10 protein-coding genes are annotated in these 12,236 nt (G+C 68.5%); 7 read left to right on the plus strand and 3 right to left on the minus strand.

Going from position 1 to position 12,236, the window contains the following annotated elements; genetic code table 11:
- Position 1 precedes the first annotated feature (1 nt).
- The 6 genes from aruF to E9536_RS13095 all read left to right on the plus strand — a co-directional run bounded on the left by aruF (position 2) and on the right by E9536_RS13095 (position 7,126).
- Positions 2-1,054 (plus strand): arginine/ornithine succinyltransferase subunit alpha, encoded by a 1,053-nt coding sequence (gene aruF, locus E9536_RS13065; protein WP_027787969.1) that lies wholly within the window; start codon positions 2-4, stop codon positions 1,052-1,054.
- Positions 1,051-2,085: an arginine N-succinyltransferase gene (astA, locus tag E9536_RS13070; RefSeq protein WP_136469942.1), complete on the plus strand. Its 1,035-nt coding sequence runs from the start codon at positions 1,051-1,053 to the stop codon at positions 2,083-2,085. Before aruF ends, astA begins: the two co-directional genes overlap by 4 nt.
- 7 nt (positions 2,086-2,092) lie before the next feature.
- On the plus strand, positions 2,093-3,556 hold the full coding sequence (astD, locus tag E9536_RS13075) for a succinylglutamate-semialdehyde dehydrogenase (protein ID WP_136469943.1): 1,464 nt from the start codon (positions 2,093-2,095) through the stop codon (positions 3,554-3,556).
- A gap of 14 nt (positions 3,557-3,570) precedes the next feature.
- Positions 3,571-4,911 (plus strand): N-succinylarginine dihydrolase, encoded by a 1,341-nt coding sequence (gene astB / locus E9536_RS13080; RefSeq protein WP_021163198.1) that lies wholly within the window; start codon positions 3,571-3,573, stop codon positions 4,909-4,911.
- 7 nt (positions 4,912-4,918) lie between these two features.
- Positions 4,919-5,962, plus strand: coding sequence for a succinylglutamate desuccinylase (gene astE, locus E9536_RS13085; protein WP_211097462.1), 1,044 nt, complete (start codon positions 4,919-4,921; stop codon positions 5,960-5,962).
- 369 nt (positions 5,963-6,331) lie between these two features.
- Positions 6,332-7,126, plus strand: coding sequence for an ABC transporter substrate-binding protein (locus E9536_RS13095; protein ID WP_059695483.1), 795 nt, complete (start codon positions 6,332-6,334; stop codon positions 7,124-7,126).
- 140 nt (positions 7,127-7,266) lie between these two features.
- On the opposite strand, the gene E9536_RS13100 is transcribed toward E9536_RS13095, so the two are convergent.
- Positions 7,267-8,766: an HDOD domain-containing protein gene (locus E9536_RS13100; RefSeq protein WP_027787963.1), complete on the minus strand. Its 1,500-nt coding sequence runs from the start codon at positions 8,764-8,766 to the stop codon at positions 7,267-7,269.
- Between the two features lie 25 nt (positions 8,767-8,791).
- Positions 8,792-10,534 (minus strand): cyclic di-GMP phosphodiesterase CdpA, encoded by a 1,743-nt coding sequence (gene cdpA / locus E9536_RS13105; protein ID WP_194290282.1) that lies wholly within the window; start codon positions 10,532-10,534, stop codon positions 8,792-8,794.
- Between the two features lie 279 nt (positions 10,535-10,813).
- Between cdpA and E9536_RS13110 the strand changes: the two genes are divergently transcribed.
- Positions 10,814-11,365: a peroxiredoxin gene (locus E9536_RS13110; protein WP_021161764.1), complete on the plus strand. Its 552-nt coding sequence runs from the start codon at positions 10,814-10,816 to the stop codon at positions 11,363-11,365.
- Between the two features lie 110 nt (positions 11,366-11,475).
- On the opposite strand, the gene E9536_RS13115 is transcribed toward E9536_RS13110, so the two are convergent.
- Complete coding sequence (locus tag E9536_RS13115; protein ID WP_027787962.1) at positions 11,476-12,105, minus strand: NAD(P)H-binding protein; 630 nt, start codon at positions 12,103-12,105, stop codon at positions 11,476-11,478.
- Positions 12,106-12,236: the final 131 nt, after the last annotated feature.

Below are 12,236 nucleotides of genomic sequence, written 5' to 3' on the forward strand. Positions count from 1 at the left end.
GATGCTATTTGTTCGCCCCGGCAAACTCACGGATCTCGATGCGCTCGCGCACATGGCGCGCACCGCGCAACCGGTCCTGCACTCGCTGCCGCACGACCGCGCGGCGCTCGAAGCGCGCGTGGCGCTCTCGGAGGATTCGTTTCGCGCGGACGTCGACTTCGCCGGCGAGGAGTTCTACCTCTTCGTGCTCGAGGATTCGTCGACGGGCAAGCTGCTCGGCACGGCGAGCATCGTGGCCGCGGCCGGTTACTCGGAACCGTTCTACGCGTTCCGCAACGACGCCTTGATCCACGCGTCGCGCGAGCTGCACGTGAACCGCAAGATCCACGCGCTCACGATGTCGCACGAGCTGACCGGCAAGAGCCGGCTCGCGGGCTTCTACGTCGATCCGTCGCTGCGCGGCGACGCGGCCGCGCACCTGATCTCGCGCGCCCGGATGATGTACATCGCCGCGAACCGCCGCCGCTTCACGCCGGAAGTGTTCACGCTGCTGCTCGGCGTGAGCGACGACACGGGCGCGTCGCCGTTCTGGGAAGCGGTGGGCCGCAAGTTCTTCGGCCGCGACTTCACCGACGTCGACATCGCGTCGGGCGGCCGCAGCCGCACCTTCATCGCGGAAGTGATGCCGGCGTATCCGCTCTACGTGCCGCTGCTGCCGGAAGCCGCGCAGCGCGTGCTCGGTGAACCGAACGAATCGGCACTGCTCGCCTACGACATCCATCTCGAGGAAGGCTTCGAGCCCGACCGCTTCGTCGACATCTTCGACGCGGGCCCGGTGCTCACCGCGCAGGTCGACCGCACCGCGTGCGTGAAGCACGGCACGGAGCGCGTCGTGCGCGAGGCCGCGCACCAGCAGGGCGACGTTGCGTACATGGTGTCGACGGGCAGCGGCGAATCGTTCCGCTGCGTGCTGGCCGACCTGCCGGGCGATGCGGCTGACGCACCGCTCGCCGGCGACGTGCGCGCGGCGCTCGATGTGAAGGATGGCGATGTCGTGCGCTGCGTGCCACTGCACCGCCGCGACGATGAAGATTTGAAGGGAGACGCAGCATGATCGTCGTTCGGGTCGTACAAACGGGCGACGTCGACGCGCTCGTGTCGCTCGCGAAGGAAACCGGGCCAGGCCTGACCACGTTCAAGCCCGACCGCGACGCGCTCGCCGCGCGCATCGAGCGCACGCGCCGCACGCTCGAGGGCGAGGCCGCCGCAGGCGAAGCCGGCTACTTCTTCGTGATGGAAGAATCGAAGACGGGCGACATCGCGGGCGTATGCGGGATCGAGTCGCAGGTCGGCCTCGAACAGCCGTTCTACAACTACCGCGTGAGCACGGTCGTGCATGCGAGCCAGGAGCTCGGCGTGTGGACGCGCATGCACGCGCTGAACATCTCGCACGACCTGACCGGCTACGCGGAAGTGTGCTCGCTGTTCCTGAGCCCGCGTTATCGCACGGGCGGCGTGGGCGGCCTGCTGTCGCGCTCGCGCTTCATGTTCATCGCGCAGTTCCGCGAACGCTTCCCGGAACGCATCTGCGCGGAACTGCGCGGCCACTTCGACGACGACGGCACGTCGCCGTTCTGGCGTGCCGTCGGTTCGCACTTCTACCAGATCGATTTCAACGCGGCCGACTATCTCAGCTCGCACGGCCGCAAGTCGTTCCTCGCGGAACTGATGCCGCGCTATCCGGTGTATGTCGACCTGCTGCCGCAGGACGCGCAGAACGCGGTCGGCCTCACGCACCGCGACACGCTGCCGGCCCGCAAGATGCTCGAGGCGGAAGGGCTGCGCTACCAGAACCACGTCGACATCTTCGACGCGGGCCCGGTGCTCGAATGCCACGTCAACGACCTGCGCACGGTGCGCGAGAGCGTCGTCGTGCCGGTCGCGATCGGCGTGCCCGACGCGCAGGGCGATCATCCGCCGACGTCACTCGTGTCGAACACGTCGCTCACCGATTTCCGCGTCGGCGTCGCGCCGGGCGTGGTCGCGAACGGCTCGTTCGTGCTGTCGGCCGACGATGCCGCCGCGCTCGACGTGAAGGCCGGCGATCCGGTCCGCGTGCTGCCGCTCAAAGTCAAACAGGGATAAACGAATCATGACGGAACTCTTCATCGACGGCGCCTGGGTCGCAGGCTCGGGCCCCGTGTTCGCTTCGCGCAACCCGGGCACCGACGAGATCGCATGGCAGGGCGAAAGCGCGTCGGCGGCCGACGTCGACCGTGCGGTCGCGAGCGCGCGTCGCGCATTCGCCGGCTGGTCGTCACTCGACTTCGAATCGCGCTGCGCGATCGTCAAGCGTTTCGCTGCATTGCTCAATGAACGCAAGGAAGCGATCGCGACCGCGATCGGCCGCGAGACGGGCAAGCCGCTGTGGGAAGCGCGCACCGAAGTCGCGTCGATGGCCGCGAAGGTCGGTATCTCGATCCAGGCGTACCAGGAACGCACCGGCGAGAAGCGCCAGGACATGGCCGACGGCGTCGCGGTGCTGCGCCACCGCCCGCACGGTGTCGTCGCGGTGTTCGGCCCGTACAACTTCCCCGGCCACTTGCCGAACGGCCATATCGTGCCCGCGCTGATCGCCGGCAATGCGGTCGTGTTCAAGCCGTCGGAGCTCGCGCCGGGCGTCGCGCGCGCGACGGTCGAGGTGTGGCAGGAAGCCGGGCTGCCGGCCGGCGTGCTGAACCTCGTGCAGGGCGAGAAGGACACGGGCATCGCGCTCGCGAATCACCGGCAGATCGACGGGCTGTTCTTCACCGGCAGCTCGGATACCGGCACGCTGCTGCACCGCCAGTTCGGCGGCCGTCCGGAAATCGTGCTCGCGCTCGAGATGGGCGGCAACAATCCGCTCGTGATCGGCGAAGTCGAGGACATCGACGCGGCCGTCCATCACACGATCCAGTCGGCGTTCCTGTCGGCCGGCCAGCGCTGCACGTGCGCGCGCCGCATCTTCGTGCCGCAGGGCGCGTTCGGCGACCGCATCCTCGCGCGTTTCGCCGACGTCACGTCGAAGATCACGGCCGACGTGTTCGACGCCGATCCGCAGCCGTTCATGGGCGCGGTGATCTCGGCGCGCGCGGCCGCGAAGCTCGTCGACGCGCAGTCGCGCCTGATCGAGCAGGGCGCGAAGCCGATCATCGCGATGACGCAGCGCGATCCGCGCCTGGGCTTCGTGAACGCGGCGATCGTCGACGTGACGGGCGTGGCGAACCTGCCCGACGAAGAACACTTCGGCCCGCTCGCGCAGATCGTCCGCTACGCGACGTTCGACGAAGCGATCGAGCGCGCGAACGACACGGCGTTCGGCCTGTCCGCCGGCCTGCTGGCCGACGACGCGAACGCATGGGACCACTTCCGCCGCACGATCCGTGCGGGGATCGTCAACTGGAACCGTCCGACCAACGGCGCATCGTCCGCCGCGCCGTTCGGCGGCACCGGCCGCTCGGGCAACCATCGCCCGAGCGCGTACTACGCGGCCGACTATTGCGCGTATCCGATGGCGTCGGTGGAAAGCACGCAACTGACTTTGCCCGCGAGCCTGTCGCCGGGCCTGCACTTCTGATCGAGGGAACGACGATGAACGCACAAGAAGCCAATTTCGACGGGCTCGTCGGCCCGACCCACAACTACGCCGGCCTGTCGTTCGGCAACGTGGCGTCGCTCAACAACGAGAAGTCGGCCGCGAACCCGAAGGCCGCCGCGAAGCAGGGGCTGCGCAAGATGAAGCAGCTCGCGGATCTCGGCTTCGCGCAAGGCGTGCTGCCGCCGCAGGAGCGGCCGTCGCTGCGCCTGTTGCGCGAGCTCGGTTTCTCGGGCAAGGACGCGGACGTGATCGCGAAGGCCGCGAAGCAGGCGCCCGAACTGCTCGCCGCCGCGAGCTCGGCATCGGCGATGTGGACCGCGAACGCGGCCACCGTCAGCCCATCGGCCGACACGAGCGACGGCCGCGTGCACTTCACGCCGGCGAACCTGTGCAGCAAGCTGCATCGCGCGATCGAACACGAAGCGACGCGCCGCACGCTGTCGACGCTGTTCGCCGATCCCGCGCACTTCGCGGTGCACGAAGCGCTGACCGGCACGCCGGCACTCGGCGACGAAGGCGCGGCGAACCATACGCGCTTCTGTGCCGAATACGGCAAGCCGGGCATCGAGTTCTTCGTGTACGGCCGCGCGGAATATCGCCGCGGCCCCGAGCCGAAGCGCTTCCCGGCACGCCAGACGTTCGAGGCGAGCCGCGCGGTCGCGCATCGCCACGGGCTCGCCGAAGAGGCGACGGTGTATGCGCAGCAGGACCCGGACGTGATCGACGCGGGCGTGTTCCACAACGACGTGATCTCGGTCGGCAACCGCGACACGCTGTTCACGCACGAGCGCGCGTTCGTCAACAAGCAGGCGATCTACGACACGCTGACCGCCGCGCTCGACGCACGCGGCGCGCGCCTGAACGTGATCGAGGTGCCCGAGGCGGCCGTGAGCGTGAACGACGCGGTCACGTCGTATCTGTTCAACAGCCAGCTGCTGTCGCGCGCGGACGGCTCGCAAGTGCTCGTCGTGCCGCAGGAATGCCGCGAGAACGGGAACGTCGCGGCTTATCTCGACGAACTCGCGGCCGGCAACGGCCCGATTCACGACGTGCTCGTGTTCGACCTGCGCGAAAGCATGAAGAACGGCGGCGGCCCCGCCTGCCTGCGCCTGCGTGTCGTGCTGAACGACGCGGAACGCGCGGCCGTCACGTCGAACGTATGGATCAACGACACGCTGTTCACGTCGCTCGACACGTGGATCGACCGGCACTATCGCGATCGCCTCGCACCGGAAGACCTCGCCGATCCGGCGCTGCTCGACGAATCGCGCACGGCGCTCGACGAGCTCACGCAGATCCTGCGCGTCGGTTCGCTGTATGACTTCCAGCGCTGAAGCACGGATGCCGGCCAACGCGCTGCTCGACGACTTCCTCGCGTTCACGCTGGCCGGTAGCGCGCCGTCCGTGACGGACGGCACCTGCGCGGCCGGCGCCGTGCGCTGGTCATGGCGCGGCGACGGTCTGCTCGCGCTCGAACCGGCCGCGGCCGCCGGCGCGGCGCGCCCGAGCGTGCTCGTGTCGGCCGGTGTGCACGGCGACGAGACGGCGCCGATCGAGCTGCTGTCGATGCTCGTGCGCGATCTCGCATCGGGCGCGCTGCCGCTCGCGTGCCGGCTGCTCGTCGTGCTCGGCAACGTGCCGGCGATGCGTGCCGGCGAGCGTTATCTCGACGACGACCTGAACCGCCTGTTCAGCGGCCGTCATGCGCAGGTGCCCGCCAGCCGCGAAGCACCGCGCGCCGCGCAGCTGGAAGCGGCGGCCGTCGCGTTCTTCGCGGACGCGCCGGCCGGCGCTGCGCGCTGGCACATCGATATGCACACGGCGATCCGCGCGTCGGTGTTCGAGCAGTTCGCACTGCTGCCGCACACGGGCACGCCGCCGACGCGCACGATGTTCGAATGGCTCGGCGACGCGCGGATCGCGGCCGTGCTGCTGCATACCGCGAAGGGCAATACGTATTCGCATTTCACGGCCGAGCACTGCGGCGCGCTCGCGTGCACGCTGGAACTCGGCAAGGTGCGCCCGTTCGGCCAGAACGACCTGACGCGCTTCGCACCGGCCGATCGCGCGGTGCGCAAGCTCGTGTCGGGCGTGGCGGGAGATGCGGTCGCGCAGGGCGATCATTCGTCGCTGCCGCGCGTGTTCACGGTGATCGACCAGATCACGAAGCAGAGCGATGCGCTGGAGCTGTTCGTCGCGGCCGACGTCGCGAACTTCACCGCGTTTGCACGCGGCACGGTGCTCGCGCAGGACGGCGACTACCGCTACACGGTGACGCACGACGAGGAACGGATCGTCTTTCCGAACCCGACCGTGAAGCCGGGCCTGCGCGCGGGCCTGCTCGTCATCGACACGACGCGCGAGACGATCGCGGCGCTTATTTGAGCGCATGTCCCGACCGGCTGCTGATTGCGCTGCCGCGACGGCACGCGGCCCGCGCCTGACCCGCAACCTGTCGGTATCCCGTCGTCGTCGCCCGCATGCCGGGGGCCGACGGCACGCGCCCCCGGCTTGCGTATTTGCGACACCGTTTTGCAAGTTCGGCGGATCGCCTGACCGGCGCCGCGCACGCACCGCAGCATCGCGCGACGTCGCCCGCTTTGCCATATCGGGCCGCGCGGATTGGTACAATCGCGGCCTTGCGGCTGTTGCGCCGCATCACGGCGTGGCATCGCGATTGTCGTGGTCATCCGACCCTGCAATGATGCAAGCGCCCGTAGTTCCGGAACATTCGAGTATCGAGGAGAGCACCTGATGAAGTTGGATTGGCGTAAAGTGGCCGCGCATGCGGTGGTGGCGGCATCGGCGGTGGCGGCAGGCAGCGCGTTTGCCGCGGATCTGAAGGAGATCCGTTTCGGCGTCGAAGCCTCGTACGCGCCGTTCGAATACAAGACGCCCGACGGCAAGCTGACCGGCTTCGACATCGACATCGGCAACGCGGTGTGCGCGAAGCTGAAGACGAAGTGCGTGTGGGTCGAGAACGACTTCGACGGCCTGATCCCGGCGCTGCAGGCGCGCAAGTTCGACGCGATCAACTCGGACATGACGATCACCGACCAGCGCAAGCATGCGATCGCGTTCACCGATCCGATCTACACCATTCCGAACCAGCTGATCGCGAAGCAGGGCAGCGGCCTGCTGCCGACCCCGCAATCGCTGAAGGGCAAGCGCGTCGGCGTGCTGCAGGGCACGATCCAGGAAGCGTACGCGAAGAAGAAGTGGGCGCCGGCAGGCGTCGAGGTCGTGCCGTACCAGACGCAGGACCTGGCCTACGCCGACCTGAAGTCCGGCCGTCTCGACGCGACGTTCCAGGACGCGGAAGCCGGTTCGAAGGGCTTCCTGGCGAAGCCGCAGGGCCAGGGCTTCGCGTTCGCGGGCGGTACCGTGAGCGACGCCGAGATCCTCGGCTCGGGCGTCGGTTTCGGCCTGCGCAAGAACGACGCGGCGCTGAAGACCGCGCTCGATCAGGCGCTGAAGGACCTGAAGGCCGACGGCACGATCGACAACCTCGCGAAGAAGTACTTCAGCGTGCCCGTAACGCTCAAGTAAGCGTTGCGTTCGATCGCACGATGCAAGCAAACCGGCCGCTCATGCGGCCGGTTTGCTTTTGCAGGCGGGGAACGGTGTGAAACAGGATGCGAAACAGGGTGTGAAACCGCCGAAAACGGCGGGGAGCGGCCGGCGCCGCGTCACGCCGGAAAGAACCGGCCCAGTTCGCGCGCGAGCTCGTTGAGCACGCCCATCTCCTGCTGCGTGATCTTGCGCGCGGGCTGCGCGCCGGCCCAGTCGCCGTACAGCAGCGCGACGGTCGTCGTGCCGACGCGCACGGGCAGCAGCACGAACGCGCGCGTGTCGTCGAACGCGTCGAGATACCACGCGGGCAGGCGCTTGAGCATCTTCGGCTCCCGTGCCTGCTCGATGAAGATGCCGACCGAGTTCGAGATCGCGAGATGAAACACGTCCGGCTCGAAGCGCTCGTCGAAGCGCAGCCGGTCGAGCATCGTATCGACGCCGGGGCCGAAGCCGAGGCGCGCGGCGAACATGCCGTCGTCGTGACGCACGAACATCACGGTGCGCGTGAACGCGAGGCCGGCCAGCAGGCTTTCCGACGCGAGCGCGAGTACCGGCGTCAGCACGTGCTCGGACGGCAGCGCGCGCAGGTCCGCGAGGCCGGCTTCGAGGCACGCCTCGGGCTCGGCCTGTGCGCGCGCGATCGCATCGGCGTTCGCGCGCAGCTCGACGATCTCGCGCATCATGGTGTCGCTCGCTTCCTCGCGCGCGAGCCGCTCGGCGATCTCGACGAGCGCGTCGGGTTCCATGCCGAGTTCCGCGCCGTAGTGCTGCGCGAGCGCCGCGATGCGCGCGTCGCGCTGCGGGCTCGCGGGCATCACGAGCGCGCCCGCGACGTCGGTCGAGCAGCGGCTGATCTCGCGCAGCCAGCGGACGCGCTCGGTCGGGCCGTCATCGGACACCTCGCCCGCATCGAGGTCGTCCTCGTCGTTGCCGAACGCGTCGGTGCGGACCACGTGGTCGTGGTCGGCCATCCCCGCGCGGATCACGTCGGGCAGCCGCCAGCGCGCGGCCGCCTCGAGCCCGATCTCGTCGAAGCCGACGCCGAGCACGTCGATGCAGGCGGCCGCTTCGTCGCCGTTCAGTTCGGCCGCGCGGCGGCGGATCCGGTCCCATTCGCTGTCGAGATAGCAGACCACGAGCAGCTTGCCGACCTGGCGCATCAGCGTGCAGACGACGGCTTCCTCGCCCGCGCGCAGCTCGACGCGTTCGGTGAGCTTGCGTGCGACGCAGCCGGACAGCAGCGCGCGGTTCAGTTCGAGCTTCGCGTCGATGCGCCGCGGCGTGCTGTGGTGGAAATGGTCGACGAGCTTGAGCCCGACGACCAGGTGGCCGACGGCATCCATGCCGAGCACCATCAGTGCGCGGGTCACGGTCGTGATGTTGCCGCCGAACGCCATGTACATCGCGGAATTCGCGAGCCGCAGCACTTTCTGCGTGAGTGCGAAGTCCGACAGCACGACGCGCACGAGCGCGGTGAAGTCGAGGTCGTCGTTCTTCATCGCGGCCATCGTCGCGCGCAGCGATTCCGACAGCAACGGGAAATCGCCCCGTTCGTTCATCCGGGCCCACAGCTTGTCGAGCAACGCGGTGCGGGGCAGGTGTTCGGTGATTGACATACGGATCTGTCCGGTTCGCCGCGCGTCAGGCGGCGGCGTGCAGGTGCAGCTGATGGGCCTCGAAGCGCCGCGCAAGCTCCTCGGACGGCAGCGCCTGGCAGACGAGCCAGCCCTGGATATGGTTGCAGCCCATTTCCGTCAGCAATTCGCGCTGCGCCTCGGTCTCGACGCCTTCCGCGACGAGCTCGAGATCGAGCGTCTGCGCGAGGCCGACCACGGCCGACACGATCGCGCGGTCGTTGCGCGAGGTCAGCAGGTTCTCGACGAAACTGCGATCGATCTTCAGCTTCGCGAGCGGGAAGCGCTGCAGATACGCGAGGCTCGAATAACCGGTACCGAAATCGTCGATCGCGAAGCGGATGCCGAGATCGGTCAGCTCCTCGAGCAGCCCCTTCGCCTGCGCGGGATCGTGCATCAGCAGGCTTTCGGTGATCTCGAGCACGATGCGGCGCGGGTCGATGCCCGTCAGCGCGATCGCCTCGCGCACGCTTTGCGTGAAGCGCGGGTCGCGGAACTGCTGCGGCGACACGTTGACCGCCACGTACTGCAGCGCGAGCCCCTGGCGGTCCCAGGCGACGAGCTGCATACACGCGGCCTTGAGCACCCAGTTGCCGAGATAGTTGATCAGGCCGATCGATTCGGCGAGCGGAATGAAGGTCGCCGGCGGCACGAGGCCGTGCACCGGATGGCGCCAGCGGATCAGCGCCTCGACGCCGACCACCGCGCCCGACTGGCTGCGCGTGATCGGCTGGAAATGGAGCGAAAACTCGCCGTTGCGCACGCCGTCGTACAGGTCGGCTTCGAGCTTCAGCCGTTCGGCGTCCGCCGGGTCGTCGACGGGCGCGTGGAACGCGAGCGCGTTGCCGCCCGATGCCTTTGCCTGCGCGAGCGCGTGATCGGCGCGGCGCAGCAGCGGGCTGTGGTGCTGCGCGCGATGCGGGGCGGCGCGCTCGTCAGGGTAGAGCGCGATGCCGATGCTCGCGGACAGGTGCACGGTCTGCCCCTGGTACACGTAAGGCTGGCGCACCGCGGCCTGCAGCCGGCGTGCGAGTGCATCGGCGGCATTGCTCGCCTGCGTGCGGTCCGGCGCACTGAGCACGACCGCGAACTTGTCGCTCGCGACGCGCGCGAGCTGTTCGTTCTGCGTGACGAGCGCCTTCAGCCGCTGCGCGGTTTCGCGCAGCAGCGTGTCGCCCGCGTCGTAGCCGAGCGCGCGGTTGATCCGCTGGTAGTCGTCGAGGTCGAGCAGTAGCAGCGCCGCGCAGGTGCCGCCCTCGTCGGCGGCCTGCTGCGCGCGCATCAGCGCGGGCACGAGCGCGGACAGGTTGTCGAGGCCCGTCATCGGGTCGTGGTGCATCTCGTAGGTCAGGCGCGCCTCGAGCGCGCGCCACGACGACACGTCGAACGCCGCGATCGCGAACCCGTCCACCCCGTGGTGGCGGCTCTTGAACGCGCGGATCTCGACGTCGAGCGGGTAGGTCAGCGATTTCACGATGCACATCGTCGCCTTCTCGACCTGGCCGGAACGCGCGGCGCGCGCAAGCAGGCCTTCGAGCGCCGCGGTATCCTGTTCGGCGATCAGGTCGCGCAGCGTCAGCGTGTGCAGGTAGTCGCGGTGGTAGCCGATGAAGCGCAGGCTCGCGTCCGACACGTAAAGAAAACGCAGTTCGCGGTCGACATGGGCGAGGAAATCCACCGTGCCAACCGTCTGTTCCAGCCAGTTGCGTACGGAGTCGTCGCGGCGCGGGGCGCCGGCGCGCGCGGGCATCAGCGCGCCGCCCGACCAGGCGAAGCGGCGCAGCGTATGCAAGGCGCTGCGCCAGGAGCCCTTGCGTGACGTCTGTTTCCTGTTGGCTTCCATGTTTCTCGCTGACGTGAAGGGCTGGAACCGGTTGTCCGGAAGGAATAACGGCAGACTGTGCGGAATCTTTAACGGGCCGGGCGCGGATGGCGCTGCCGCGGGTCCGAATCGGTCACGCAAGTGTTCGACAGGCGAACGCCTGCGTGGCCCACATCGAGGCTGACTTTATAAGAAATGAGGATGCAGATGAAGCGAAAACTGTTGCTGGGCGCCGCCGTGGCGGCGCTGGTGGCCGGTCATGCACTGATGGCGCAGGCGGAACTGAAGCCGGGCGCCGCGGCGCCCGATTTCACGACGCAGGCGTCGCTGGGCGGCAAGACCTACACCTACGCGCTCGCGGACGCGCTGAAGCAGGGGCCGGTCGTGCTCTATTTCTACCCGGCTGCGTTCACGAAGGGCTGCACGATCGAGGCGCACGCGTTCGCGGACGCAGTCGACCGTTACAAGGCTTACGGCGCGACGGTGATCGGCGTATCCGCCGACAAGATCGACACGCTGACGAAGTTCTCGGTGAGCGAGTGCCGGAGCAAGTTCCCGGTCGCGGCCGATCCGGACGCGAAGATCATCCGGGAATACGACGCGAAACTGCCGGCGATCGACCGCGCGAACCGCGTGTCCTACGTGATTTCGCCGGAAGGGAAGATCCTCTACGAATACACGAGCATGTCGCCCGACAAGCACGTCGAGAACACGCTCGCCGCCGTGAAGGCGTGGGCCGACGCGCATCCGAAGCAGTAAACGGACACCGGGGCACCGGGGCACCGCGTGCGTCAAGCGTCGAGGCGGCCCGTCGTGCGGGCCGCCGGTACGGATCGGCGCACCGCCGCGCGGCGGCGCGTGTGAGGGCGCTAGGCGCGCAAGGCCTGCTCGATCGGCACGCTGCCGCCGACGAAGCCGACGATCTTGCGCGAGATGCCGAGCTTGATCGCCTCGATCGCGGCCCAGGCGACGTCCTGGCGTGACACGGGCGGGGCGCCGTCGAACCACGCGTCGGTCAGCGCGATCTTGCCGACGCCCGGATCGTCCGTGAGCGGGCCGGGGCGCAGGATCGCGTAGTCGACACCCGACGCGATCACGCGATCGTCGCCTTCGCGCTTCATCTGCGAATAGTGGCGCAGCGCGTCCGGACCGAGTTCGGGCCGGTACGCGGACAGCGAGCTGATCACCACGAGCTTCTGCGCGTTGTAGGCCAGCGTGTATTCGGCCGCACGGGCGACCGCGTCGCGGTCGACCTGCTCCTCTTCGGCCGCGCCTTCCGATTCGGCCGATCCGGCTGCGTAGATCACGTGCGTGATGCCCTGGAATGCGTGCGAGAAATCGTTCGTCAGATCGGCCTCGACCACCCGCGCGCCCGCCAGCGCATAGCCGTGCCGGCGCACGAGCGCCGTGACCTCGAACTCCGGCTGCTTGAGCAGCAGATCCGCGCAGGCCTGGCCCGTTCGGCCGGTCGCGCCAATCAGCAGTACCTTCGTCGTCATGAAACCGCTCCTTGCTCGATGCGTCGTCCTCCCAGATAGGGACGGACGACCGATAACTCAAGTGTAATGTCGATTTGCCCGTGCGGCGGGTGTGTATTAAGGGGCGTACCGGCGACGGGCCTTCCTGCCGC

Origin of the sequence: Burkholderia sp. LS-044 (genome assembly GCF_004803625.1) — a bacterium.
Taxonomy (GTDB): domain Bacteria; phylum Pseudomonadota; class Gammaproteobacteria; order Burkholderiales; family Burkholderiaceae; genus Burkholderia; species Burkholderia cepacia.